The sequence below is a fragment of the Acidovorax sp. 99 genome (assembly GCF_003096455.1).
Taxonomy (GTDB): domain Bacteria; phylum Pseudomonadota; class Gammaproteobacteria; order Burkholderiales; family Burkholderiaceae_C; genus Acidovorax; species Acidovorax delafieldii.
In genome coordinates this window covers 809743-835707 of the sequence record NZ_QEKU01000001.1, presented here as the reverse complement: position 1 = coordinate 835707, position 25965 = coordinate 809743, and the positions used below count along the sequence as shown (strand labels likewise).

Annotated in this window: 22 protein-coding genes, 1 tRNA gene and 1 riboswitch; of the genes, 10 read left to right on the top strand and 13 right to left on the bottom strand. The window is 65.7% G+C overall.

The genetic code is table 11. The annotated features are described in order from the left end of the window. Positions 1-49 precede the first annotated feature (49 nt). Both C8C95_RS03955 and C8C95_RS03950 read right to left on the bottom strand, forming a co-directional pair. Positions 50-1831 (bottom strand): IlvD/Edd family dehydratase, encoded by a 1782-nt coding sequence (locus C8C95_RS03955; RefSeq protein WP_116747728.1) that lies wholly within the window; start codon positions 1829-1831, stop codon positions 50-52. A gap of 70 nt (positions 1832-1901) precedes the next feature. Next, positions 1902-2921, bottom strand: a complete 1020-nt coding sequence (locus C8C95_RS03950) for a TRAP transporter substrate-binding protein (protein WP_116747727.1) — start codon at positions 2919-2921, stop codon at positions 1902-1904. A gap of 156 nt (positions 2922-3077) precedes the next feature. Here C8C95_RS03950 and C8C95_RS03945 point away from each other — a divergent pair, with 156 nt between their 5' ends. The 3 genes from C8C95_RS03945 (at position 3078) to C8C95_RS03935 (ending at position 5652) form a co-directional block, all read left to right on the top strand. After that, the gene (locus C8C95_RS03945) at positions 3078-4052 is read left to right on the top strand and encodes a LysR family transcriptional regulator (protein ID WP_116747726.1); all 975 of its coding nucleotides are present in this window, start codon (positions 3078-3080) and stop codon (positions 4050-4052) included. Positions 4053-4167: 115 nt separating this feature from the next. Continuing rightward, the gene (locus C8C95_RS03940) at positions 4168-4653 is read left to right on the top strand and encodes a hypothetical protein (protein WP_116747725.1); all 486 of its coding nucleotides are present in this window, start codon (positions 4168-4170) and stop codon (positions 4651-4653) included. Between the two features lie 136 nt (positions 4654-4789). Further along, positions 4790-4959: riboswitch (FMN riboswitch) on the top strand. A gap of 150 nt (positions 4960-5109) precedes the next feature. Further along, positions 5110-5652 (top strand): 6,7-dimethyl-8-ribityllumazine synthase, encoded by a 543-nt coding sequence (locus C8C95_RS03935; protein WP_116747724.1) that lies wholly within the window; start codon positions 5110-5112, stop codon positions 5650-5652. A gap of 96 nt (positions 5653-5748) precedes the next feature. On the opposite strand, the gene C8C95_RS03930 is transcribed toward C8C95_RS03935, so the two are convergent. From C8C95_RS03930 to C8C95_RS03920, 3 genes are all read right to left on the bottom strand, one after another. Then, a complete protein-coding gene (locus tag C8C95_RS03930; protein WP_243415625.1) occupies positions 5749-7350 on the bottom strand; it encodes a methyl-accepting chemotaxis protein in 1602 nt (533 codons plus the stop codon). Between the two features lie 280 nt (positions 7351-7630). After that, positions 7631-8905, bottom strand: a complete 1275-nt coding sequence (locus C8C95_RS03925; RefSeq protein ID WP_116747723.1) for a CaiB/BaiF CoA-transferase family protein — start codon at positions 8903-8905, stop codon at positions 7631-7633. Between the two features lie 109 nt (positions 8906-9014). Next, positions 9015-10211 (bottom strand): acyl-CoA dehydrogenase, encoded by a 1197-nt coding sequence (locus tag C8C95_RS03920; protein ID WP_015015345.1) that lies wholly within the window; start codon positions 10209-10211, stop codon positions 9015-9017. Between the two features lie 179 nt (positions 10212-10390). On the opposite strand from C8C95_RS03920, the gene C8C95_RS03915 reads away from it, so the two are divergent. The 3 genes from C8C95_RS03915 (at position 10391) to C8C95_RS03905 (ending at position 12652) form a co-directional block, all read left to right on the top strand. Then, positions 10391-11335 (top strand): LysR family transcriptional regulator, encoded by a 945-nt coding sequence (locus tag C8C95_RS03915; RefSeq protein ID WP_056748252.1) that lies wholly within the window; start codon positions 10391-10393, stop codon positions 11333-11335. 87 nt (positions 11336-11422) lie between these two features. Then, positions 11423-11638, top strand: coding sequence for a hypothetical protein (locus tag C8C95_RS03910; RefSeq protein ID WP_015015343.1), 216 nt, complete (start codon positions 11423-11425; stop codon positions 11636-11638). Between the two features lie 135 nt (positions 11639-11773). Further along, complete coding sequence (locus C8C95_RS03905; protein WP_116747722.1) at positions 11774-12652, top strand: DUF6279 family lipoprotein; 879 nt, start codon at positions 11774-11776, stop codon at positions 12650-12652. 273 nt (positions 12653-12925) lie between these two features. Here the strand turns inward: C8C95_RS03905 and C8C95_RS03900 are convergent. Continuing rightward, positions 12926-13010: transfer RNA gene (locus tag C8C95_RS03900), tRNA-Leu, on the bottom strand. Positions 13011-13049: 39 nt separating this feature from the next. Between C8C95_RS03900 and cysM the strand changes: the two genes are divergently transcribed. The 3 genes from cysM to C8C95_RS03885 all read left to right on the top strand — a co-directional run bounded on the left by cysM (position 13050) and on the right by C8C95_RS03885 (position 14893). Then, complete coding sequence (cysM, locus tag C8C95_RS03895) at positions 13050-13952, top strand: cysteine synthase CysM (RefSeq protein WP_108497627.1); 903 nt, start codon at positions 13050-13052, stop codon at positions 13950-13952. A 123-nt stretch (positions 13953-14075) separates the two neighbouring features. After that, positions 14076-14660, top strand: a complete 585-nt coding sequence (locus C8C95_RS03890; protein ID WP_056748250.1) for an NUDIX domain-containing protein — start codon at positions 14076-14078, stop codon at positions 14658-14660. 5 nt (positions 14661-14665) lie between these two features. Then, complete coding sequence (locus tag C8C95_RS03885; RefSeq protein ID WP_056067086.1) at positions 14666-14893, top strand: sulfurtransferase TusA family protein; 228 nt, start codon at positions 14666-14668, stop codon at positions 14891-14893. Positions 14894-14976: 83 nt separating this feature from the next. Here C8C95_RS03885 and galU read toward each other — a convergent pair whose 3' ends face one another. Next, positions 14977-15864, bottom strand: coding sequence for a UTP--glucose-1-phosphate uridylyltransferase GalU (gene galU / locus C8C95_RS03880; RefSeq protein ID WP_116747721.1), 888 nt, complete (start codon positions 15862-15864; stop codon positions 14977-14979). A 133-nt stretch (positions 15865-15997) separates the two neighbouring features. Continuing rightward, positions 15998-18895 (bottom strand): valine--tRNA ligase, encoded by a 2898-nt coding sequence (locus C8C95_RS03875; RefSeq protein ID WP_116747720.1) that lies wholly within the window; start codon positions 18893-18895, stop codon positions 15998-16000. A gap of 467 nt (positions 18896-19362) precedes the next feature. Between C8C95_RS03875 and C8C95_RS03870 the strand changes: the two genes are divergently transcribed. After that, positions 19363-21222 (top strand): M48 family metallopeptidase, encoded by a 1860-nt coding sequence (locus tag C8C95_RS03870; protein ID WP_116747719.1) that lies wholly within the window; start codon positions 19363-19365, stop codon positions 21220-21222. A gap of 244 nt (positions 21223-21466) precedes the next feature. On the opposite strand, the gene C8C95_RS03865 is transcribed toward C8C95_RS03870, so the two are convergent. The 5 genes from C8C95_RS03865 to C8C95_RS03845 form a co-directional block, all read right to left on the bottom strand. Beyond that, complete coding sequence (locus C8C95_RS03865; protein WP_116747718.1) at positions 21467-22090, bottom strand: VOC family protein; 624 nt, start codon at positions 22088-22090, stop codon at positions 21467-21469. A gap of 212 nt (positions 22091-22302) precedes the next feature. After that, positions 22303-22878 (bottom strand): YceI family protein, encoded by a 576-nt coding sequence (locus C8C95_RS03860; RefSeq protein WP_116747717.1) that lies wholly within the window; start codon positions 22876-22878, stop codon positions 22303-22305. Positions 22879-22995: 117 nt separating this feature from the next. Continuing rightward, entirely contained in the window at positions 22996-23571 is a 576-nt protein-coding gene (locus tag C8C95_RS03855) for a YceI family protein (RefSeq protein WP_056066824.1), read from the bottom strand. A gap of 118 nt (positions 23572-23689) precedes the next feature. Next, positions 23690-24262: a cytochrome b gene (locus tag C8C95_RS03850; protein WP_116747716.1), complete on the bottom strand. Its 573-nt coding sequence runs from the start codon at positions 24260-24262 to the stop codon at positions 23690-23692. 424 nt (positions 24263-24686) lie between these two features. Beyond that, positions 24687-25964, bottom strand: coding sequence for a heme biosynthesis HemY N-terminal domain-containing protein (locus C8C95_RS03845; protein ID WP_116747715.1), 1278 nt, complete (start codon positions 25962-25964; stop codon positions 24687-24689). Position 25965: the final 1 nt, after the last annotated feature.

Genomic DNA, 25965 nt, shown 5'->3' with positions numbered 1-25965 from the left:
AGTCCTTCGAAAAAGTCCGGGAAGGCGCCAGTGGCCCACCCGTTCGTTGTCAGTGGTTGTGGCGTGGCGTCTTTTCGGAGATGCGCTGAAATTCCAGCGCAAAGTCCAGCGTGGCGCCATCGGCCAATTGCCCTGTTTTCTCGCGGTACAGCGCCTCCCAGGGCGACTGGCTCGCGGGCACGGGTGGGGCGGGCAGGTCGCGTTGTCGGCGCGCGATTTCCTCGGGGGCGACCAGCGCATCGCAGCGACCGGTGTTCAGGTCGATGCGGATGGTGTCGCCGCTTTGCAGCCAGGACAGGCCCCCGCCCACAGCGCTCTCGGGCGATGCGTTGAGGATGGACGGGCTGTCTGCTGTGCCCGACTGGCGCCCGTCGCCCAGCGTGGGCAGGGTGCTGATGCCGCGCCGGATCAGCGCATCGGGCGGCTGCATGTTCACCACTTCAGCCGAGCCCGGCCAGCCGATGGGCCCCGCGCCGCGCATCACCAGAATGCAGCCTTCGTCGATGTTCAGCACAGGGTCGTTGATGCGCGCGTGGTAGTCGTCCGCGCCTTCAAACACCACGGCACGGGCTTCGAAGATGCCCTCCTGCCCCGGGCGGCTCAGGTAGCGCTGGCGGAAGGCTTCGGAGATCACCGAGGTCTTCATGATCCCGAAGTCGAACAGGTTGCCGCTGAGCACCATGAAGCCCGCCTTGTGCATGAGCGGGTTGCTGAAGGGACGGATCACCTCGCGGTCGCGGGTCTCGCGGCCTTGCAGGTTCTCGCCCACCGTCTTGCCGGTCACGCTGGCGCAATCGGCGTGCAGCTTTTCGGCCTGCTGCAGCTCCCACATCAGCGCGGGCACGCCGCCTGCGCGGAAGAAGCGCTCACCCAGAAACTGGCCCGCAGGCTGCATGTTCAGCAGCAGGGGCAGGTCGTAGGCGTGGTCGGTCCAGTCTTGCGCGTCCAGCTGCACGCCCGCGTGGCGCGCCATCGCCATGATGTGCACCTGCGCGTTGCTGCTGCCGCCCGCCACGCTCACCACTGACAGCGCGTTCAGAAAGCTCTCGCGCGTCAGGATGCGCGAGGGGCGCAGGTCTTCGTACGCCATCTCCACGATGCGCCGCCCGGTCTCGTAGGCCATCTGGCCGCGCTCACGGTACGGTGCCGGAATGGCCGAGCAGCCCGGCAGCGACAGGCCCAGCGCCTCGGCCACGGCGTTCATGGTTGATGCCGTGCCCATGGTGTTGCAGTGCCCGGCCGAGGGCGCGCTGTTGCAGGCGCGCTGCAAGAATTCTTCCTCATCAATCTCGCCCGCTGCCAGCTGGCGGCGGCTGCGCCAGATCACGGTGCCCGAGCCCACCAGCTGCCCTTCGTGCCAGCCGTCCAGCATCGGCCCGCCCGAGAGCACGATGGCCGGGATGTCCACCGTGGACGCGGCCATGATGCCCGCCGGTGTGGTCTTGTCGCAGCCCGTGGTCAGCACCACGGCATCAATGGGGTAGCCGTACAGGATCTCCACCAGCCCCAGATAGGCCAGGTTGCGGTCGAGCGCGGCGGTGGGGCGGCGGCAGTTTTCAAAGATGGGGTGGACGGGAAACTCCATCGGTATGCCACCTGCATCGCGGATGCCGTCGCGCACGCGGCGCGCCAGGTCCAGGTGGATGCGGTTGCAGGGCGACAGGTCACTGCCCGTCTGCGCAATGCCGATGATGGGCCGGCCCGAGCGCAGCTCTTCGGGCGTGAGCCCGTAGTTCATGAACCGCTCCAGGTACAGCGCGGTCATGTCCGAGCGCTCGGGTGCGGCAAACCATTCGCGGGAGCGGAAGGGGCGGCGGGGTGTTTGGGTCATGGGGTCGGGGCGTCGCAAAAAAGGGGCTGGACGCAGCCGGAAGCTGCGCCCTGGGGAACGAACCAAGCGCTTACTTGCTGCCCCGTGCCTTGGCCAGTTCGCCCATCATTTCATTGGTGGTCTCTTCGCCAAACTCCTTGCCGTACTTGGCCAGCACGGGCTGCAGCTTGGTGCGCAGCTTGGCCTGTTCGGCGGCGGGCAGCTCGGTGATCTGCATGCCGGCCTTCTTCAGCTCACCCAGTGCGGTTTCGCTGAAGGCGCGGATGGTCTTGCGCTCGAACACCGTGGCCTCGCGCGCGGCCTCCTGCACGATCTTCTTCTCGTCGGCCGAGAGGCCGTCCCAGGTTTTCTTGGAGATGAGCAGCACCCAGGCGCTGTACATGTGGCGCGACAGCACCAGGTGCTTTTGCACCTCATAGAACTTGCTGGCCAGGATGGTGGCGGGCGGGTTCTCCTGGCCGTCCACGGCCTTTTGTTCCATGGCGGTGTACAGCTCGGTGAACGGCATGGGCGTGGCGTTGGTGCCCAGGGCATTGAAGGTGTCGAGGAACAAGGGGCTCTGGATCACGCGCAGTTTCAGGCCCGCCAGGTCGTCGGCCGTGTTGATGGCCCGGCGCGAGTTGGTCACGTGGCGGAAGCCGTTCTCCCAAAAGCCCAGGCCGATCAGGCCCTTGTCGGGCAGCATGGCCAGCAGTTTCTGGCCGAAGGGGCCGTCCAGCACTGCGTCGGCTTCTGCCTCGTTGTTGAAGGTGAGCGGCAGGTTCAGCACGCCAAAGGGCTTGATCAGCGACATCAGCGTGGACGAATCCGGGATCGTCATCTCCAGCGTGCCGCCGCGCAGGGCCGAGGTCATGCTCACGTCATTGCCCAAAGCGCCGCTGGCAAACAGCTTGGCATTCATCTTGCCGCCGCTTTTGGCCTGCAGGCGCTCGGCAAAGTGCCGCACGGCCTGGGCCTGCGGGTGGTCGTCGCTCAGGCCGATGCCGACCTTGAAGGTGTGTTCCTTGACTTGCGCGGCGACGGGGGCGGCGAGGGCGGCCAGCAGCGTGGCGCCGAGTGCCAAGGATTTGGCGAGGGAAGTGAATTGCATGGTGTCTTGTCTCCGTTGGAATGGCTGACCCCGTTGGCGAGGCCTTTGGCGCCTGCGGCTTTTTTGGGGCCAGCCGTCATGAACGCAAGGCGAAGGTTAGGTTTCACGCCCCGGCGGGTCCACTGAATGTTTTGCGACAATCCATTCCAAACGCTTATGAGTCCAGACGAATTTCCGGGTAAACCCTTGTCTTTGGCGCAGGCCTGCGCGCGGCTGCGCTTTCGGCATTTGCAGTTTCTGGACATCCTCGGCCGCACCCGCAACCTGCGCCTGACGGCCGAGCAAATGCACGTCACGCAGCCTGCGGCCACCAAGATCCTGATGGACATCGAGGAGATCCTGGAGGCGCGATTGTTCGACCGCCTCTCGCGCGGCATGCGGCCCAACGAGCTGGGGTTGTTTACGCTGCGCTACGCCAGCGCGGCGCTCGATGGGCAGCGCAAGTTTGTGGATGAGTTCAACGCGCTCAAGCAGGGCGGCCACGGCCATGTGACGGTGGGCGCCATCACCGGCTCGGCCGCGCATGTGCTGGTGGCCTCGGTGGTGGAGATCCAGCGCCTGCGGCCCCTGCTGGTCATCAAGATCCTGGAGCAGAGCAGCGACCAGCTGATCGCCTGGCTGGCCGAGCGCAAGATCGATCTGATGATCGGCCGCTTCACCACCGAGGACCAGCGCAGCCAGTTCCACTACGAGCACCTGTCCGCCGAGCCGCTGCATGTGGTGGGCGGACAGCACCACCCGCTGCGCGGCGCCACCGACCTGTCGCTGACCGAGCTGGCGCACTGGCCGTGGATTCTGTACCCTGCCTCCACGGCCGTTCGCAAGGTGTCGGACGACCTGTTTGGTGGCGCGGGCCTGGCGCTCACGGCGGGGGTGGTGGAGACGCCGTCCTTCCTGTTTGCGCTGGAGCTGATGAACACCACCCACATGATGTCGCTGCAGCCCGCCGCGCTGATCCAGAAATATGTGGACCGGGGGCTGCTCTCGCGCATCCCCGTCGAGCTGCCCAACCGCATGCCCAGCTATGGGCTCATCACCCGCCTGGGGGAGCCGCCCACACCCTCGGCACAGGCCTTCATCGACGTGCTGCGCGACACGGCGGGTGTGGCGCCGGACGTTGTGGGGGAGTGATCAGGCCTGCGTTATGCCTGGCCTTTTTCGATAACCAATGGTTATTGGAAATTGGGGCCGCCATGCCCTGCCGTTATGCTCTGCGCCCTTTCCCGCAATCCAGGCCTTTTTCTCCATGACCGACGCACCCGATACGCCCGACACCATCCAGGAACCCCGCTGCTGGAGCGATGGGCGCTGGACGGCGCAGGTCATCAAGAACGAAGACGACGATGGCTGGGCCGTGTCCATGACGCTGAAGGGCGAGGCCGAACCCGCGCTGGTGGGCCCCTGGACCATGGGCCGCGACAAGAAGAACCCCAAACCGCTGGATGTGTCGGCCTTCCACACCCTGGTCAAGACCGCCAGCGAGGTGGTGCGCCGCCATGAGCAGCAACTGCACGCGCAGCTGAACAAGAGCGTGCACATCACCTCCGCAGACGGCCAGCGCCTGCGCGTGGCGCTGGCCATCGTGCCCGATGAGGAAGGCGCCACGGCCACGCTGAGCGCAGAGGACGAGCTGGGTGAGGAACTGGCGCGTGCGTCCGCGCCGCCCACCTTCAAGCTCACGCCCGCCAGCGCAGCGGCCTGGGCCGAAGGCGGGTTTCAGCGCGTGCGCTGAGCAGACTGCGGCGTTCAACACAGCCCCATCCGCAGAAACCGGCACTGCCAGTGCAGGCAATCGCCTGCGCGACGGCGTGCCGCGTGCCTGCCGCCTAAAATCCCACCCGTCGGCCCCGGATGACCTTCGGGGCCGACAGCGTTCTCAGGGCGGGGCGGAATTCCCCACCGGCGGTATTTGTTGGCTGAAAAGTCGGCAACAGCCCGCGAGCGCCTGCGGTGCCGTTCTTCGGATCGGCCTGCAGGGTCAGCAGATCTGGTGCGAAACCAGAGCCGACGGTCACAGTCCGGATGAAAGAGATCGCGAAACCCACAGCTCCCGCCATGGGTGGCTGGGCCCTCGGCGTTTGCCTGCGTGCTTTGTTGTGCGCTGGCATGGCGCAGGGCCTGCGCCGCCCTGTGCAGGCGCCGTGTTCGCGCGCGCCCTGATTCTGGCCAACCCTGTTCTGAGGAACCCATGAATCAGTCTTCTTCACCTTCCGTTTCCCCCCTGGCTCCCGTCGCCGCCCACCGTGGCGCCCGCGTGGCCATCATCAGTGCCAGCTGGCACCAGGACATCGTGCACCAGGCCCGCGACGCGGCCCTGGCCGAGTTTGACCGCCACGGCCTGCCCCCCGCGCAGGTGGCGCTGTTCGATGTGCCCGGTGCGTTTGAGATTCCGCTGCTGGCACGCAAGCTCGCGCGCAGCGGGCGCTACGACGCCATCGTGGCCTGTGCGCTGGTGGTCAACGGCGGCATCTACCGCCACGAGTTCGTCACCACCGCCGTCATCGACGGCCTGATGCGCGTGCAGCTCGACACCGAAGTGCCTGTGATGTCGGCCGTGCTCACGCCGCGCGATTTCCACGACCACGAGGACCATGTGCGCTTCTTCCGCGAGCATTTCGTGAAGAAGGGTACCGAGGTGGCCCAGGCCTGCCTGCAGACCATGGCCTACCTGCGCAAGCTGGCCTCGCCCACGCTGGCCACCGTGCAGCAGGCAACCCCCTGCGCTGGCTGAAGCCTGAGAAGGCGCCAGTTGCTACTATTTATGTAGCTGTTGACACATGATGCACTAGCGCTTCAAGCCGATTAGGCTTGAAATGGCTGCGCCGCTTCAGCCTGCGGCCAACCGGGGCTGGTGGTGGCCCGGTGCGGGCATGCTGGCCTGCCTGGGGGTGTTGGCGTCGGTGTCTGCCAGCCGGAACACCGCCACTGCCTGCACCAGCTGCTGCGCCTGCACCTTGAGGCTGTCAGCGGCGGCGGCGCTCTGTTCGACCAGCGCTGCGTTCTGCTGCGTGGCCTGGTCCATTTCGGTGATGGCGTCCCCTACCTGGGCCACACCTGCGCTTTGCTCGCTGCTCGCGGCGCTGATCTCGCCCACGATGTCGGTCACGCGGCGGATGGCGCTCACCACCTCATTCATCGTGGTGCCGGCCTTGTCCACCAGCGTGGTGCCCAGCTCCACACGCTCCACGCTGGCGTGGATCAGGGTCTTGATCTCCTTGGCGGCGTCGGCGCTGCGCTGGGCGAGGCTGCGCACCTCGCTGGCCACCACGGCAAAGCCGCGTCCCTGTTCGCCTGCACGGGCTGCCTCGACGGCCGCGTTCAGCGCGAGGATGTTGGTCTGGAACGCGATGCCATCGATGACCGAGATGATGTCGGCGATCTTCTTGCTGCTGTCGTTGATGCCCTTCATGGTCGTCACCACCTCGGCCACCACATCACCGCCCTGCACGGCCACGGTGCTGGCGCTCACGGCCAGCTGGTTGGCGGTGCGCGCGTTTTCCGCATTGGCCTGCACGGTGGAGCTGAGTTCTTCCATCGATGCCGATGTTTGCTCCAGCGCGCTGGCCTGCTGTTCGGTGCGGGCGCTCAGGTCGTTGTTGCCCTGCGCGATCTCGGTGCTGGCGGCGGCCACGCTGTCGGCGTTGTTGCGCACATTGCTCACCACGTGCGACAGGCTGATCTGCATGTCGTGCAACGCGTTGAGCAGCAGCGCGATCTCGTCCTTGCCCTGCACGTGCCGCGCCACCGTCAGGTCGCCGCTGGCCACGGCCTGCGACACGCGCACCGCGTTGTCCAGCGGGTTCACCACGGTGCGGCTGAAGGCAATGGCGCCTGCTATGCCCAGCGCGCACACCACCAGCATCACCACCAGGCTGATGGTGGTGGCCCGCTGCGCAGTGGCGGCGGCACGTTCGGCCACGGCGCTGCTGGCCTTGGCGATCAGGTCGCCCGCCTGGTCCAGCAGTTGTGAGGGCTCGCGGTCCATGCCCGCCACGGCCTTGTCGCCCGCCTGTGGGTCGTGGTCGGCGGCCGTGAAGGCTTCCAACCCCTTGCGGTAGGCGGTGCCCATGCGTTCGTGGGCCTGGGCAAACTGCAACACGCGTTCGCGGCCCTCCCCCGGGGGCAGGGCGGCGACGAGCTTTTGCGCATCGTCCTTGATGGCCTGTTCCTGCTTTTCAAACGCGGCCCAGTAGCGCGTGAGCTGGGCCGGGTCCTTGCCGCGCAGCAGCACGTTTTTCCACTCCTGCACCTGCACCTTGAAGTTGTTGAGCATGCCCGCTGCCATGCGCTCGTGCTCAAAGCTCTGGGCCACGGTGGTCTGGTAGGTGTCGAGCGCCTGATTCAGACGGCTGATGCCAAACAGGGCCGCTGCAAACAGCAAAAGCAGCGACACGGTGAAGGCCAGGGGGAGCTTGAGGCTGAGCTTCATGAGGAACTCCTTGAGGGTCCAGAAACGTCGCAGTGGGGCCAGTGGCCCTCCATCCTGGTTCAGCGGCGCGTGGTGGGCAGGGCCGCAGGCAGGGTGTCTTCAGGATTATGGAGACGGATGTAAATTTTTGTACATGTCTTTTTTGCCGTGGGGCAGGCAGGTGCGGGATCCAGCCCGTGGCTGATGGAATGCACGCAGCCCCAACAAAACGGCCTTGCCGGTGAGGGCAAGGCTGTGGAGTGGTCAGGGCATCGCGCAAGCCGATGCCGCGAGGGATTGACTACACGACCCCGCTGGCCCGCAGCGCTGCAATGCGCGCCGCATCCAGCCCCATCTCGGCGAGCACTTCATCGGTGTGCTGCCCCAGTGCCGGTGGCGCATTGCGCAGCACCGGCGGCGTGGCCGACAGGCGCAGCGGGCTGGCCACGCCGGTGATCTGCTGCACCTTGTCGGTGGCGGCCTCGCCGTCCTTCCAGCGCGGCAGCGTCACCGCCAGGCCACGGGCCTGCACCTGCGCGTCGTCAAACGCCTGGGCGATGGTGTTGATGGGGCCGCAAGGCACGGCCTTGTCTTCCAGCAGCGTGATCCAGTCGGCCGTGGTGCGCGTGCGGGTCACGGCCTCCATGGCGGGGATCAGCGCGGTGCGGTTTTGTACGCGCAGCGTGTTGGTGGCAAAGCGCGGGTCGCTGGCCCACTGGGGCTGCTCGGCGGCGGCGCAAAAGCGCTGGAACTGGCCGTCGTTGCCAATGGCCAGCAGCATGTTGCCGTCCTGCGTGGGGAAGTCCTGGTAGGGCGCGAGGCTGGGGTGGCTGTTGCCCATGCGGCCAGGCGCCTTGCCGGTGGCGAGGAACCCCGACGCCTGGTTGGCCAGCACGGCCATGCCCACGTCCAGCAGCGCCATGTCGATGTGCTGGCCCTGGCCGGTGCCATTGGTGGCGTTATCGCGCACGTGCAGCGCGGCCAGGATGGCGTTGCTGGCATACAGGCCGGTGAAAAGGTCAATGACGGCCACGCCCACGCGCATCGGGCCGCCGCCGGGCTGGCTGTCGGCCTGGCCGGTGATGCTCATCAGGCCCGTCATGGCCTGCACCATCAGGTCGTAGCCCGCGCGCTCGGCATACGGGCCGTCTTGCCCGAAGCCGGTGACCGAGCAGTAGATGAGGCGCGGGTTGAGTGCGCGCAGGCTCTCATGGTCTAGGCCGTACTGCTTGAGGCCGCCGACCTTGAAGTTCTCCACCACGATGTCCGCCTCTTGTGCCATCTGCTTGATGAGCGCCTGGCCCTCGGGCGAGGCCATGTCGATGGTGACGGAGCGCTTGTTGCGGTTGCAGGCGGTGTAGTAGCTGGCCTGGTTGGTGTCGTTGCCTTCGGCGTCTTTCAAGAAGGGCGGGCCCCACTGGCGCGTGTCGTCGCCCACGCCGGGGCGCTCCACCTTGACCACGTCCGCGCCCAGGTCGGCCAGAACCTGCGTGCACCACGGCCCGGCCAGCACGCGGGAGAGGTCGAGCACCTTGATGCCTGCGAGGGCGCCGGGAGAGGTAGAGGGGGTGGTCATGGTGTGGTGTACTATGAAATTGATAGCTGTCAGCGCATGATTGACTAGCGCTACAAGGCAAAAACACCGCAAAGGCGGTGTTTTTGCCGGTTTTCGGAGCGCAGGCCGATCAGTTGGCGAACGCGGCGATGCCCGTCTGGGCGCGGCCCAGGATCAGCGCGTGCACATCGTGCGTGCCTTCGTACGTGTTCACGACTTCCAGGTTCACCAGGTGGCGCGCCACGCCAAACTCATCGCTGATGCCATTGCCGCCCATCATGTCGCGCGCCAGGCGGGCAATGTCCAGCGCCTTGCCGCAGCTGTTGCGCTTGATGATGGAGGTGCCTTCCACGCTGGCCGTGCCCGCGTCCTTCATGCGGCCAAACTGCAGGCAAGCCTGCAGGCCGATGGCGATTTCGGTCTGCATGTCGGCCAGCTTCTTCTGGATGAGCTGGTTGGCGGCCAGGGGGCGGCCAAACTGCTTGCGGTCCAGCGTGTACTGGCGCGCGGTGTGCCAGCAGAACTCGGCCGCGCCCAGGGCGCCCCAGGCGATGCCGTAGCGCGCGCTGTTCAGGCAGGTGAATGGGCCCTTGAGGCCTTGCACTTCAGGGAAGGCGTTTTCTTCGGGCACGAACACATCGTCCATCACGATCTCGCCGGTGATGGAGGCGCGCAGGCCGACCTTGCCGTGGATGGCGGGGGCTGTCAGGCCCTTCATGCCCTTTTCGAGCACGAAGCCGCGGATGGGGCCCACGGCGCCGCCTTCGGACACTTCCTTGGCCCAGACCACGAACACGTCGGCCACGGGGCTGTTGGTGATCCACATCTTGCTGCCCTTGAGCTTGTAGCCGCCATCGACCTTGTAGGCGCGCGTGGCCATGCTGCCAGGGTCAGAGCCGTGGTCGGGCTCGGTCAGGCCAAAGCAGCCGATCCACTCGCCGCTCGCGAGCTTGGGCAGGTACTTCTGGCGCTGGGCTTCGCTGCCGAATTCATAAATGGGCACCATCACCAGCGACGACTGCACGCTGGCCATCGAGCGGTAGCCCGAGTCCACACGCTCCACCTCGCGGGCGATCAGGCCGTAGGCCACGTACGACAGGCCGGGGCCACCGTATTGCTCGGGGATGGTGGGGCCCAAGAGGCCCACTTCGCCCATCTCGCGGAAGATGCTCACGTCCATCTTTTCGTGGCGGAAGGCGTCCAGCACGCGGGGTGCCAGCTTGTCCTGGCAATACGCGGCGGCGGCGTCGCGGATGGCGCGCTCGTCGTCGGTCAGTTGCTGGCTCAGGAGGAAAGGGTCATCCCATTGAAAAGCGGCGTGGGCCATGTGTGTCTCCAGGTCGGAAAGTAGGGGAAGAAAAAACGAATCTGGAACGCATCGTAGGCCTTGGGGTGGTGGCCCGCAAGCGAGTTCTTTTCATCCAGACATGCGTTTATGGAATGTATGGAATACTGGCGGCCAACTAAGCCAAGGCGTGGCTGGTCACTTAAAAATTCCTCTTCATCATGCGCCGCAACATTCCATCGACCCAGGCCCTGGCCTGTTTTGAAGTGGCCGCCCGCCACGAGAGCTACACCCGCGCCGCGCAGGAGCTGTCGCTCACCCAAAGCGCCGTCTCGCGCCAGATCCAGGCGCTGGAAGAGTTTTTGGGCGTGGCACTGTTTCGCCGCACGCGCCACGGCGTGGTGCTGACGCCTGCGGGCGCGCACTATGGCCGCCAGGTGGCTCGCTGGCTGCAGGGGCTGGAGCGCGATACGCTGGACGTGATGGCCCACCAGGGCGAGGGCGGCACCCTCACGCTGGCGGCAGTGCCCACCTTTGCCACGCGGTGGCTCATCCCCCGCCTGCCGCACCTGGCGCAGGCGCATCCCGATATCGTGGTGCACATCGACACACAGACGCGGCCCTTCTTGTTTGCCGACACCACCTTCGATGCCGCCTTGTATGCCGGCACGCCCGAGCAGGTCGCCAACTGGCCCGGCGTACAGGCGCAACTGCTGATGCACGAAGACGTGGTGCCCGTGTGCAGCCCGCGCCTGCTCGAATCGGCCGCGCCCCGGGGCCGGGGCCGCGCCCACCAGCCCGTGGCCGCCGAGGCGCTGGCCGAGCTGCCGCTGCTGCAGCAAAGCACACGCCCGTACGGCTGGCGCCAGTGGTTCGATGCGATGGGGGTGGAGGCACCGCACGCGCTGGATGGCCCGCGCTACGAGCTGTTCTCCATGCTGGCCGTGGCCGCCACGCATGGCATGGGCGTGGCGCTGATCCCGCCGCTGCTCATCGAGGCCGAACTCGCCAGCGGCGAGCTGGTGGTGGCCTGCAACCGCCCGCTGCGCGGCGAGCGGGCGTACTACCTCATCAGCCCCGCACAGGCCCAGCCCCCGGTGCTGGCCACGTTTGCGCGCTGGCTCCAGCACATGGCCGAGGTGGGTAGCCCGCCGGTTGCGGGATGACGCGCTTGCGCCCACGGGGGCTGTGAACTAATCTGGCCGCGCGGAAGTCTGTCTTTCATTCAGCAACCTTGTTGGAGAGCGACCACCATGACCACTTACCACGCTCCGCATTTCGACCCCACCGTGGACGAGATCGAGACCCTCAAGCAACTGGAGATGGGCGAAGTCATCACGCTGCCCCACGCGCTCAAGGACCATGTGTCGGGGCGACTGCTCGAATGGGGCTTCATCACCAAGGGGACGGGGGGTGAGCTGGCCATCACCGCCAGTGGCCGCCAGCTGATCCGGCGACAGGACAACTGACCCCGCGCGTCAGACCTCCGTGCGGGTGGGTGCCTTTGGCTAAATCCTGGTGCGCGGGCTGGGGTATCCGGGCCCTGTGCCCGCCGTGTGCAGCGTTGGGCCTATCCTGTGCCATTCCCTTTATCTGGAGCCGCCGTGCCCGCTGTGTCCCGTTTGCGCACCACCCTGTGCATCGCCGCGCTGGCCGTTGCCGGTGTGCTGCTGGCGGGTTGCAGCACAGTGCGGCTGGCGTACAACCAGGTGCCCCACCTGGCGTACTGGCAACTGAACCGTTACCTTGACCTGTCGGACGCGCAGACGGAGCGCGTGCGTGGCGACTTGGGCGACCTGCACCGCTGGCACCGCGACACCATGCTGCCCCAGCATGCCGAGCTGTTGCAAAGGGTGCAGCAGCAGTTGCCTGCGACCATCACCCCCGAGCAGGCCTGCCGCATCTATGACGAGGCACGTACACAGTTGGACAAGGTGCTGGCCCAGGCCGAGCCCAAGGTGGTGTGGCTGGCCTCGCAGCTGTCCGAGGCGCAGATCCGCAATCTGGAGCGCAAGCAGGCCGACAGCAACGCTGACTGGAAATCCGAATGGCTGGACCCATCGCCCGACAAGATGCGCGAGCGCCGCTTCAAGGACCTTTCGTCGCGGCTCGAAACCTTTTATGGCGCGCTGGACGAGCCCCAGAAGGCCGTGCTGCGCGCCTTTGTCGCCCAGTCGGCCTTTGACCCGCAGCGCACCTACGCCGAGCGCGTGCGCCGGCAAAAGGACCTGGTGCAGGTGCTGCGCAGCATCCAGGCCGACCGTGGCAACACCGCCCAGGCCCGCACGCTGATGCTCGGCTTTCTGGACCGCGTGGTGACGTCACCGGACGTCGCCTACCAGCGCTACGCACAAGCGCTGGTGGCCGAGGGCTGCGAGGGGTTTGCGCGCCTGCACAACGCCATGACGCCTGCGCATCGGCTGCGCGCGGCGCAATCGCTCAAGGGTTATGAGCAGGACTTCCTGTTGCTGGCTGCGCGCTGAGGTGCAGCGCGAGGGTGGGGCGAAGCGCAGAGGCCGCTGCCGCGACGCGAAGGTCAGCAGAACATCATCGCCAGCAGGGCCGCATCCTCGGCCATGTTCTGCAGGGCGTAACCCGCCAGCCGGTAGGCCAGCACGGTGGCGTGCGCGATCAGATCCTGGGCGGTCATGGCGGTGGCTGGGTGTGGTGGTGTGCAGAAATCACATGCCGCCGCCACAGCGGCTGGCCCAGCAAAAAGGCCGATAGCTCGTGGAAGCTACCGGCCTTGTTGACTGTGGTGCCCGGGGCCGGAATCGAACCGGCACGCCTTGCGGCGGGGGATTTTGAGTCCCCTGCGTCTACCAATTTCACCACCCGGGCGGAATATGTGAAGCCCTGAATTATGGCACAGTAGGGCGTATGAAATATCCGACGATTGAAGACGCGGTAGGCAACACGCCGCTGGTGGCGCTGCAGCGCATTGGAGCCCAGGACAACGCCGCGCGGGGCAATGTGGTACTCGGCAAGCTGGAAGGCAACAACCCGGCGGGGTCCGTCAAGGACCGGCCTGCACTGTCGATGATCCGCCGCGCCGAAGAGCGTGGCGACATCCGCCCTGGCGACACGCTGATCGAGGCCACGTCGGGCAATACCGGCATCGCTTTGGCGATGGCCGCGGCCATCAAGGGCTACCGCATGGTGCTGGTGATGCCTGAGGACTTGTCCATCGAACGCGCCCAGACCATGAAGGCCTTTGGCGCAGAACTGGTGCTCACGCCCAAGAGCGGCGGCATGGAGCACGCCCGCGACCTGGCCGAGGCCATGCAAAAGCGTGGTGAGGGCAAGGTGCTGGACCAGTTTGGCAACCCCGACAACCCCCGCATTCACTACGAAACCACAGGCCCCGAGATCTGGGAGCAGACCGGCGGGCGCATCACCCATTTTGTGAGCGCCATGGGCACCACGGGCACCATCACGGGCGTGTCGCGGTTCCTCAAGGAGAAGAACCCCGGCATTCAGATCATCGGCGCACAGCCTGAAGAAGGCTCGCGCATCCCGGGCATCCGCAAGTGGCCGCAGGAGTACCTGCCCAAGATTTATGACGCCAGCACGGTCGATGAGCTGGTGTATGTGAGCCAGGACAGCGCCGAAGACATGTGCCGCCGCCTCGCGCGCGAAGAGGGCATTTTTGCCGGCATCTCGGCTGCAGGCGCGTGCTGGGTGGCGCAGCAGATCGCTGCGCGCGATAGCAATGCCACCATCGTCTTCATCGTGTGCGATCGGGGCGACCGGTATTTGTCGACCGGAGTGTTTCCTGCGTGACCTGTGGAATGGCCTGCGCGGTGGGCTCCAGGGCATTGCCGGGTGCCTCCTCGCAGGTTTTTGAATCAGAATGGCTGCTTGTGCTAGTTGAACATGCCTCAGCAGCTACATAAAAGATAGCATATGCCCTACGAAGTTCGTTTTTGCCCCCACTGTGCCACCGAGTTGCAGCCCATCACGCTGGCCGAGGATGGCGGCGACAAGGAGCGGCTGCGCTGCCCCGCCTGCGGCTGGACGCACTGGAACAATCCCACGCCCGTGCTGGCTGCCATTGTGGAGATCGACGGCAAGGTGCTGCTGGCGCGCAATGCGGCGTGGCCGGGCAAGATGTTTGCGCTGATCACCGGCTTCATGGAGGCGGGCGAGTCGCCCCAGGAGGGCATTGCGCGCGAGGTCAAGGAAGAGACCAACCTCGATGTGCAGTCCACCACCCTGGTGGGGGCCTACGAGTTTTTGCGCATGAACCAGGTCATCATTGCCTACCACGTGGTGGCCACCGGGCAGGTGCAACTGTCGCCGGAGCTGGTGGACTACCGGTTGTACGATCTGCCTGACCTCAAATGCTGGCCTGCGGGCACGGGCTACGCGCTGGCCGACTGGCTGCGCACACGGGGCCACGAGCCCGTGTTTTTCACGGCCGAAGAAAATGCAGAACGCCGCCGTGGGCTGGACGAACAAGCCCCGGCCGCGACGCCGCCAAAGGATTGATGACCATGGACATTCACAAAGAAATCGACACCCGGGGCCTGAACTGCCCCCTGCCCATCCTCAAGGCCAAGAAGGCGCTGTCGGACATGGCTAGCGGCCAGTTGCTCAAGGTGGTGGCCACCGACAACGGATCGCTGCGCGACTTTCAGGCGTTTGCCAAGCAGACTGGCAACGAACTGGTGGAGCAACAGACCGTGGGCGAGGAGTTCATCCACATCCTGCGCCGCCGTTGAACGTGAAAATAGCTGCCAGCGCTTATCCAATAAGCACGGGCAGCTATCGATTATGAAGTTTTAGAGGGCTTGGCCGGCTGCGTTTACAGCGCCAGGTTCTTCAGGTAGTCCCGGAAGTGCGTCCCCACCTGCGGGTGTTGCAAGGCCAGTTCCACCGTCGCTTCCAGAAACCCTTCCTTGCTGCCGCAGTCGTAGCGTTTGCCTTCGTACTGGAAGGCGTACACGGCTTCATTGTTCATCAGGCGCGCAATGCCGTCGGTGAGCTGGATCTCGCCGCCCACGCCGCGCGGCTGGTTGCGGATCTCGTCAAACACGCCGGGCGTGAGGATGTAGCGGCCCGCCACGCCCATGCGCGAGGGGGCATCGGCCGCCTTGGGCTTTTCCACAATGCGCTGGATGCGGATCAACGGGCCACCGGCAGGCTCGCCCGCCACGATGCCGTATTTGTGCACCTGGTCCTCGGGCACCTCTTGCACGGCGATCACCGAGCGGCCTTGCTGGCGGAACGCGGTCGCCATCTGCGCCAGCACGGGCTGACCGCCCTGGGGGCCCACCATCAAATCGTCAGCCAGCAGCACTGCAAAGGGCTCCTTGCCTACCAGGGGCTCCGCGCACAACACTGCGTGGCCCAGGCCCAGCGAGCGCGGCTGGCGCACAAAGGCGCAGTCCATGTCGCTGGGCTGGATGGAGCGCACCAGCTCCAGCAGCTCCTTCTTGCCGGCCGCTTCCAGCTCGGCCTCGAGCTCGTAGGCGGTGTCGAAGTGGTCTTCAATGGCGCGCTTGCTGCGGCCGGTCACAAAAATCATGTGGCGGATGCCGGCGGCGTAGGCCTCTTCCACTGCGTACTGGATCAGTGGCTTGTCCACCACGGGCAGCATCTCCTTGGGGCTGGCCTTGGTGGCGGGCAGAAAACGCGTGCCCAGTCCGGCAACGGGGAAAACGGCTTTGCGAACGGTCGTGGCAACAGTCATGGGGCTCCTCTGGACGGATGGGTGGCGGTGTGCCCGGGCTGCACTGCAGCCCGCAACCCACACCGGCAAAACATGAAAACGGGGCGGGCAGCCCTTACGGGACGGGCTGCCATGGCGCAGTATGGCCCGGGTTTTAGCCCAGCCGTGTCAGCTGATCGCGCAATCTGCCCAGCGTGGCGCCGAAGTCGGCAATGCGCTTGTTCTCCTGCTCGATCACCGCCGCAGGGGCTTTGGCCACAAAGGCTTCGTTGGACAGCTTGTTGTTCGCCTTGGTGATCTCGCCGTCGATGCGGGCGATTTCCTTGGACAGGCGCGCCTTCTCGGCCGCCACGTCGATCTCCATGTACAGGCACATGCGGGCGTCACCCACCACGGCCACGGGCGCGGCCTGCGCGGCGGCGGCCCAGGCGGACTCGTCGTCAAACACCTTCACCTCGCTGAGCTTGGCCAGGGCCTGCAGCACCGGGCCCACGCCACGCATGAACTCGGTGTCGCCCACCACGTACAGGGGCAGGCGGGTGGAGGGAGACACGTTCATCTCGCCCCGCAGCGCGCGGCATGCGTCCACCAGGCCCTTCACGCGGCCCATGTGGGCAATCGCGGCCTCGTCGATCTTCTCCGGCTGGGCCTGGGGGTAGCGCGCGATGCTGACCGATTCGCCCGGGATGCCGGCCACAGGTGCCACCACCTGCCACAGGGCCTCGGTGATGAACGGGATGATGGGGTGGGCCAGGCGCAGGATGGCTTCGAGCGTGCGGATCAGCGTGCGGCGCGTGGCGCGTTGCTGCGCTTCGGTGCCGTTCTGGATCTGCACCTTGGCGATCTCCAGGTACCAGTCGCAGTACTCGTTCCAGACAAAGTCATAGATCGTGTTGGCCACGTTGTCCAGGCGGTATTCCTCAAAGCCCTTGGCGACTTCGGCCTCGGTCTTTTGCAGCAGCGAGCTGATCCAGCGGTCGGCCTGGCTGAACTGCATGTAGCCGTGGGCCGGGCCGCCGGGCTGGCACTCTTCCTTGGTGTGCTCCTTCAGGCCACAGTCCTGGCCTTCGCAGTTCATCAGCACAAAGCGGCTGGCGTTCCAGAGCTTGTTGCAGAAGTTGCGGTAGCCCTCGCAGCGCTTGCTGTCGAAGTTGATGCTGCGGCCCAGCGATGCCAGCGCCGCGAAGGTAAAGCGCAGCGCATCGGCGCCGTAGGCCGGAATGCCCTCGGGGAATTCCTTTTGCGTGTTCTTGCGCACGGTGGGTGCGGTCTCGGGCTTGCGCAGGCCGGTGGTGCGCTTGTCGAGCAGGGGCTCCAGCGCAATGCCGTCGATCAGGTCCACCGGGTCGAGCACGTTGCCTTCGGACTTGCTCATCTTCTTGCCCTGCGCGTCGCGCACCAGGCCGTGGATGTACACATGCTTGAATGGCACGCGGCCCGTGAAGTGCGTGGTCATCATGATCATCCGGGCGACCCAGAAGAAGATGATGTCGTAGCCCGTGACCAGCACGGTGCTGGGCAGGTACAGGTTGAAGTCGTCGGTGGCGCTGTCGCCCTGGTTGGGCCAGCCCATGGTGCTGAAGGGCACGAGGGCGGACGAATACCAGGTGTCCAGCACGTCCTCGTCGCGACGCAGCTTTTTGCCGGGCGCCTGGGCCTGGGCTTCGGCTTCGCTGCGCGCCACGATCACGTTACCGTCCTCGTCGTACCAGGCCGGGATCTGGTGGCCCCACCACAGCTGGCGGCTGATGCACCAGTCCTGGATGTTGTTCATCCACTGGTTGTAGGTGTTCACCCAGTTCTCGGGCACAAAGGTCACTTCGCCGCTGGCCACCGCGTCGATGGCCTTTTGCGCAATGCTCTTGCCCGTGGGGTCCTGGTCGCTCACCTTGCTCATGGCCACGAACCACTGGTCGGTCAGCATGGGCTCGATCACCTGGCCGGTGCGGGTGCAAATGGGCACCATGAGCTTGTGCTTCTTCACCTCGACCAGCGCGCCGATGGCTTCCAGGTCGGCCACCACGGCCTTGCGGGCCACGAAGCGGTCCATGCCCTGGTACTTGGCGGGGGCGTTCTCGTTGATGGTGGCCTGCAGCGTCAGCACCACGATCATGGGCAGCTTGTGGCGCTGGCCCACGGCGTAGTCGTTCTGGTCGTGCGCGGGGGTGACCTTAACCACCCCGGTTCCGAATTCCTTGTCCACGTACTCGTCGGCGATCACCGGGATCTGGCGGTCGCACAGCGGCAGGTTGACCATCTTGCCGATGAGGTGGGTGTAGCGTGCATCCTCGGGGTGCACCATCAGCGCCACGTCGCCCAGCATGGTTTCAGGCCGGGTGGTGGCCACCGTCAGGCTGCCCGATCCATCGGCCAGGGGGTAGGCGATGTGCCACAGCGATCCGTCTTTTTCTTCGCTCTCGACTTCCAGGTCGGACACGGCGGACTGCAGCTTCGGGTCCCAGTTCACCAGGCGCTTGCCGCGGTAGATCAGGCCCTGCTCGTAGAGCTTCACGAAGGTGTCGGTGACCACCTTGGAGAGCTTGTCGTCCATGGTGAAGTATTCACGGCTCCAGTCCACGCTGTCGCCCATGCGGCGCATCTGCGTGGTGATGGTGTTGCCGGACTGTTCCTTCCACTCCCACACCTTGCTCACAAAGTTCTTGCGCGCCTCGGGCGGGGTGGGGCCCATGTCGTAGCGGCTGATGCCTTGCTCCTGCAGCTGGCGCTCCACCACGATCTGCGTGGCGATGCCCGCGTGGTCGGTGCCCGGCACCCACACCGTGTTGAAGCCGCGCATGCGGTGGTAGCGCGTGAGGCTGTCCATGATCGTCTGGTTGAACGCATGGCCCATGTGCAGCGTGCCCGTCACATTAGGCGGGGGCAGCTGGATGGAAAAGGCGGGCTCGCCCGCCTGGGGCTGGCCCGTGCCACGGTGGCCTGCGGTGCCATACCCGCGCTTTTCCCATTCGGGGCCCCAATGGGCTTCCAGCGCGGCAGGTTCAAACGACTTGGACAGGCTTTCGAGGCCGGGTTGTGGTTGGGGCGTGCTCATGGGGTGTCGCAGTGGGGGCAGTGGGGCGGAGCGGCCGCAGGGAGCGCTCCGACGAACAAGAGGGTGAACCGCACATTTTAAGGGACCGCCACCCCGGCGCTGGCCCCGCGGGGGCTTGGGCCGTTTGGCAATTGCGCGCCGTCTGTCGGCCGATTCTTTCCAATGGTTACCTTGAGCCTGGGTGCGCGGGTGAATGCGTCCTGATAATCCCGCCCCACAGAGCGAGGAGGGCGCGGCAACGCGGACCAGGCTCTGAGAGCGGCTAACAAAACTCCCCTGGCGTCGTTGTCTCGCCTTGTCGTACTGCTTGTACTGCCTGCGGCGAAACGCCTAGCCAGGGCCGCTTCGCTGAGTTTTGTTAGCCGCTCTAAGGATCACGATTTACAACAAGGACTGGTGCAGTGGCTTGCGGGGGATGTTCAGCCCTTCGACGCCACGGTGCCGGGCCGTCACAACCATCCGAACCTATGACGTTTCAATCTGCCTGGCGCCTGGGCCTGGTCAAGGTCTTTGCCTATGCGCTGCTGGCGCTGTTCCTGGTGCCTGCGGTGACCTATGTGTTCACCCGCCATGCCCAGACCGACCAGGACGCCCGTTTTGTGGCCGGCATCAGCCAGCGCATCGATGCCGAAAAGGGCCTGCCCGCCGACGAGAAGCAGGCGCGCAAGGACTACTACCGCAGCAACCCGCCGTCCACCATCTGCAGCAATGCAGACCCCGAGGCCCGCGAATACCGCGAGGCGCTGTGCGACACCTTCTCCGATGTCTGGCAGTTCCACATGGCGCGCAAGCTGTCGCTGTGGACGCTGGTGGCCAGTGCGGCGCTGCTGCTGGCGGTGCTGGGGCTGGGGGCGCTGGCGTTTGCCGACCGCACGCTGCAGTACGCGAGCTTTGTGGCGGGCTGGCGCCTGACCTCCTGGGCCAGCGCCACGGCGCTGGTGGTGCAAGGGGCAATGGCAGTGTGGCTGTCGTTCTGGGTGACGGCGTTTTTCTTCCACAAGTACTCGCCCAAGCTGGTGCTGTTTGTGGGGTTTGCCGTGGCGGCGGGGGTGCTGGTGGCGGTGGCGGGCATCTTCAAGCGGGTGCACTCCAGCAACCAGGTGGTGGGCGAGCTGGTGGCCGAGGCGGATGCGCCGCTGCTGTGGCAGCGCATCCGCCAACTGGCGCAGCGCCTGAAGACAGAGCCGCCCCGGCACATCGTGGCTGGCATTGATGCCAACTTTTTCGTGACCGAGGCCCCGATCACCGTGGGCCAGCAAACCCTCACGGGCCGCACGCTGTTTGTGAGCCTGCCACTGCTGCGCATCCTGGACCAGACCGAGGCCGACGCCGTGCTGGGCCATGAACTGGCCCACCTGCGTGGGGGCGACACGCGGCGCAGCGCACAGCTGGGGCCCAAGCTGGTGCAGTTTGACCACTACCGCCATGCCATCCGCACCGGCGGGCTGTCGGCCATGGCGTCGCCGCTGCTGGACCTGTACCGCACCATTTTCGAAATCGCCCTGGCCAGCGACAGCCGCGAGCGCGAGTTCAAGGCCGACCGCCTGGCGGCCAAGCTGGTGAGCCCGGCGGCGATTGCACAGTCGCTGGTCAAGATTGCCGCCTACGCCCAGTACCGCTACCGCATCGAGGACGAACTGTTTGGCCGCAACGAGCGGCACGACAACAGCACGCTGGGCATTGCCAGTTTTGTGGCCCAGGGGCTTGCGCCCTACGCGGCATCGCCCGACTTTGTGGATGCGATGAAGACGGCCAATGTGCCGCACCCGTTCGACTCGCACCCTGCCATGCCCGAGCGCCTGCGCAACGTGGGTATGGCCCTGAAAGAGCGCGACTACGGCGCCATCGCCGTGCGCGTGCCCGCCACCACCTGGGTGCAGGAGATCCTGACTGCCGACGCCATCGAGCAGCGGCTGTGGAGCGCCTACGAGCAGCAGTTTGCGCAAGACCACGAGCGCAGCCTGGCCTACCGCTACGAGCCCGCGAACGACGAGGAGCGGGCCCTGGTGCTGCAGTACTTCCCGCCCGTGGTGTTTGCCCTCAAGGGCGACGCGACAGTGGAGGTGAGCATTGACGGTATCCGTACCTCGGCCGATGAGACCACGGTGTGCTGGGACGCCATCAAGGGGCTGGAATTCAAGGAAAGCAGCTTTGGCAACGCGCTGATCGTGACCCACCCCGAAAAGAACGCCCTGGGCCTGGGCGCCAAGACCAGCAAGATCAAGCTGCCAGGTCTCAAGAAGGACAAGGACCAGTTCAACGCCGTGGTCAGCCACTACTGGCAGCGCCACCAGATCATGCGTGCGCAGCAACAGGCAGCGGGATGACTGCTATATTTTATATAGCTACTGAGGCAATAGGATGCAGCGCTTCAGCGCTGTAGGGTCAAAAAAATTCCATGCAAGGCGGTGGCATGGCCGTTTGACGGGGTCGCGCACCCCATCCAAAGCAGCCAGCCCCGTGGACCCTGGGGTGCGGCACCGCCACAGGCTTGGCATGCACCCCAGGCCCGCCCATAGGCCCCCAAGATCCCTGGCCCGTGGGGCGATGCGTGGGGGTGGGCAGGTCGGCTTATTTGCGCACAAACTCCGGCCGGTCGTTTTGCTGGGGCTTGAGCGGCGCATCCACCTTGCCTTCGGCGCGTTCCTTGCGCCATTGCTCCTTGCGGGCTGTCCACTCGCGCAGGCGGGCGTGGGCCACGGTGCTGTCTTTTTCCATCTGCTCGTCATTGGCCAGCTGGGCCGACAGCTCCAGGCGAATGCCGTTGGGATCGAAGAAATAGATGCTCTTGAAGATGTGGTGGTCCGTCACGCCCAGCACTTCCACACCATGCGCCTCCAGGCGCTGCTTGGTGTTCTCCAGCTCCTGCACGGTGTTCACGCGGAACGCGATGTGGTTGACCCACAGGGGCGTGTTGGGCGAGGGCTCGGCCTTCACGTCGTCGCCCAGGTCGAAAAAGGCGATGAACGAGCCGTCCTGCAGGCGGAAGAAGAAGTGGGTGTAGGGGCAGTACTCGCCGGTGCTGGGCACATAGTCGCTCTGGATGATGTGGTACAGCGGCAAGCCCAGGATGTCTTCATAGAACTGGCGCGTTTCCTCGGCGTCACGGGCCTTGTAGGCGTAGTGGTGCAACTGCTGGATGGCGGCGGGTGCCGGCAGGCTGGCCAGGGCGGTCGGGTTCAGAACGGCGTTCATGCAGAGTCTCCTCAAATCGGTGAACGCAATTCTACTATTCGTAATTGATTTACGTTAAGTTAATTTTTTATGCCCAGAAGGCTGGCAGATGAGGACGGGCTGGCCCCAAAAAAAAGCCACCCGGCGCAAGGCGCACGGGTGGCTGGTCGCAAGCAGCCGGAGGCAGGGCGGAGCAAGTCAGCCCGCTGCACCCCAGGTCTGCTCGGCCTGGGTTACTGCTTCACGGCTTCAATCTGCACCACCAGGCGCACGTTCTTGGGGAAGCCCCATTCCACGCCGTAGTTCATGCCCCACTGGGTGCGGTCGATGGTGGCTTCAAAGTCGCCGCCGCACACTTCGCGCTTGAGCATGGGGCTGTCGTAGCAGTTGAACTGATTGGCCTTGAGGGTCAAGGGGGCGGTCTTACCCAGCAGTGTGAGCTGGCCTTCGACGCTGGCGACCTTGTCGCCGTTGAAAACGAACTTGCTGGAGACAAACTTCATCGTGGGGTGCTTGGCAGCGTCGAACAGGTCGGCGCTTTGCAGGTGCTTGTCAAACGCGGGGGTGCCCGTGTTCACCGAGGTCACGTCGAACGTGATCTCGGCCTTGCCCGACTTGCCAGCCTTGTCGAGCTGGACGGTGCCTTCCTTCTTGTCGAAGCGGCCGCGGTTCACGGCGGCGCCAAAGTGGCTGATCTCGAACGAGGCGAAGGTGTGCGTCGGGTCGATGGCGTAGTTGGCCGATTGGGCCTGGGCAGCACCGGCGAACAGGGTGGTGGTGGCAGCCAGGGCGAAGAGGGACTTGCGCATGGAAACTCCTGATAGATCAAAAAGGAAAGGACAAGGGAAAAGGGGAAGGCACCACCCGCGGGGACCGTGCCCGGACGGCAGGCGTAGGCCGGTGGGGCCCGGGCCGAGGGGTGGCGCTCAGAGCTTGCCGACGCCGGTCAGCGCGAGCTTGAACTTGACCTGCACGTCGTCGGCCACCATGGAGGTGTCGGCCCACTCGTTTTCGCCGATCTTGAAGGCCAGCCGCTTGATAGGCAGCGCGCCTGTAGCCGTGGTGGTGGGGCCGCTTTGGGTCAGCGTCACGGGCACCACCACGTTCTGGCTGTTGCCCTTGATGGTGAGCGCGCCCGCCACTTCAAACTTGCCGCCGCCCAGCGCCTTGATGCTGGACGACACGAATTGGGCCTGCGGGAACTTGGGCACGTTGAACCACGCGGGCTTGGGCAGCTCTGCATCGGTCTCGCGCGAACCCAGCGTGGCGCTGCCAGTGTCCACCGTGAAGGCGATCTTGCTGGTGGCCAGTTTGGCCGGGTCAAACGCCACCTGGGCGCTGAACTTCTTGAACTGGCCTTCCAGTGGCACGCCCATCTGGCGGGCGGTGAACTGCACCTCGCTTTGCGCGGGCACCAGCTGCTGCTGGGCCAGGGCGGCTTGCGCGCCCGCAACGAGGGCAGCGCCGATCACGATGCGGGACAAGGTAGAAGACAGATGCATGCAGAAACTCCGTTCAATTCACAAAAGGTGGAAGCGGTGGTCGCAGGGGGCGAGCGACCTTTGAGGTGGGCAAGGCACCCACCAGGGGTTGCCATGGCGCCCTGAAGGTGGAGGCTGGTTATTTCCCGGGCAGCATGCGGTTCAGCAGGCCATCACGGTCGACCAGCTGGTGCTTGAGCGCTGCGGCAATGTGCAGCAGCGCCAGCGCGGCCAATGCAAACGCGGTGTACTGGTGCCAGGGCTTGATGGCCTCGGCCAGGTCCTTGCTCACCGGCACAAAGTCGGGCAGCTGCCACAAGCCCAGGAACACGATGGGGAACCCCGCCGCTGAGCTGTAGGCCCAGCCAATCAGGGGCACGGCAAAGAAGAGCACGTACAGCAAGTGGTGGGTGCCGTGGTGTGCCAGCTTCTGCCAGCCGGGCATGGTCTTCTCGACCGCCTTGGGCAGCGCCGGGGGGCGGTGCGTGACGCGCCACAGCAGGCGCAGGGCCGACAGCACCAGGATCGTCACGCCGGCCCATTTGTGCCAGTTGTAGAGCTTGAGCCGCTGGGGCGAAAAAGGCAGGTCGGCCATGTAGACGCCGACGCCAAACAGCGCGATCAGCGCCAGGCCCAGCACCCAGTGCAACAGCATGGCCGTGCGCGTGTAGCGGCGGGGGGTGTCGAAGGTCGTGGTGGCAGTGGCTGTCATCAGCGAATCAAAAAAGGGCGTGTGAAAAAGAGAGGGAGCGCGGGCTGCGAAGACCATCCCGTGGGGTACCGCCACATTGCGGCGATGGGGCAGTGTAGGAAGCGCCGGCGGCGATCGGCTTCAAGCAGATTGATGCTTTAGTTCAAATTTATTGAATCGATAGGCCTTCAGCGCTCAAAGTTCCCCAACGCTGTGCAAATTTTGCGGCGCAGCCAAGGAGTGCGCCTGCACTGCACCGGCGTGGAGCCTGCAGCGCACGCGCTGGTGCATGCGCGCAGCCGGTGAATGCAAGGGGCTGCGGTTGAAAAAGCACAGCGGTGAAGGCCGCTGTGCAGGTGCGGAAGGCGCTACAGCACCCCTGAGTACCTGCCTGGGTAATGCCTAGGTAATGCCCAGGTGATGCCTCGGTAAGGGGCTTGTCGGCTTATCGGGCCAGCGCAGCCTGCTTCCAGGCGCTGGCAGCGGCGGTGTCGTCGCCGCGTTGCTCGGCCAGCTCGGCCAGGTGGCGCCAGGCGCTGGCACGCAACTGGGGGTCGCTGAGCTGCTGCGATGCCTGCGTCAGCAACTGCTGGGCCTTGCCCCACAGCTGGCGCTTGAGGCACGCCATGCCTGCCAAGTACTGCAGGCGCGCGTCGCGCGGGTTGGCCTGCTGGGCCGATTCGATGCGGGCCAGCCAGGGGGCATCAAGCGCATCCAGCCCCGCCTCCAGTGCGCGCACCAACTTGAGGGCGTGTTGCTCGGCCAGGGCATCGGGCAGCTCGACCATGCGGTCCCACACGGGCAGCAGCCAGGCCCGCACCTGCGTGGCATCACCGCCCAGGGCCGCCAGCCGCTGGGCGGCGTGGATGGCCAGTTCGGGCATGTTGCGCTCGCTGGTTTCCAGCGACAGCCAGATCTGCTGCAGCTGGGCGGTGTCGTGGGCGCTGTTGATGAGTTCGGTGGCCAGGCCGCGCACGATGCTCTGCGCCGCATTGGGCGAGAACGCGCGGTGTTTGCCCAGCAGGCGTGCGGTGTCCAGCGCCTCTTGGGTCTGGCGTGCCAGCCGCGTCGCCTTGAGCTTGATGCGCAAGGCCAGGGTGCGGCGGGCAGCCCCCTGGGGCAGGGCTGCCAGGCGGTCGAGCGCTGCAGGGGCATCGCGGTCGTCCAGCGACCAGCGGGCGGCGCGCATCTGGGCGCCTTCGTGCATTTCCTGCTCGTTGATGGAGCCGCGCATGGGGGCTTCCTGCAGTGCGTCCTGCAGGTGGCTTTCGCGGGTGGCGCGGTCTTGCAGTGCGTGTGACGCCTCGGCGGCGATCATGTGGGCTAGCGCGCGCAGCTGCTTGCCGTGGGGCACCGCCTCGCCGCTGGCTTCCAACGTGTGTTCTTGCGACAGCGCGGCCACAGCGGCCTTGCGCGAGCGGATGAACCGGCCGCCTAGCATGTGGGTCAAGGCGTCGAGCAGCGCGTTGTGCATGGCACGCTCTTTTTGCTGCACGCGCCAGCGGCGTGCCTGGTGTGGCAGCGCCAGCAGCGCCGCCAGGGCCCGCAGCGCTGCATACACGGTGACAAAACCGCCCACCAGCAGCAACACCACCATGTTGAGCGACAGGTCGATGCGGTAAGGCGGCCAGTACAGGGTGACGGTGCCCTGGTTGTTGCCCGCAAACAGCGCGGCCGCCACTGCCACGCCAAACAACGCCAAAAGCCAGAGTGCAGCACGCATA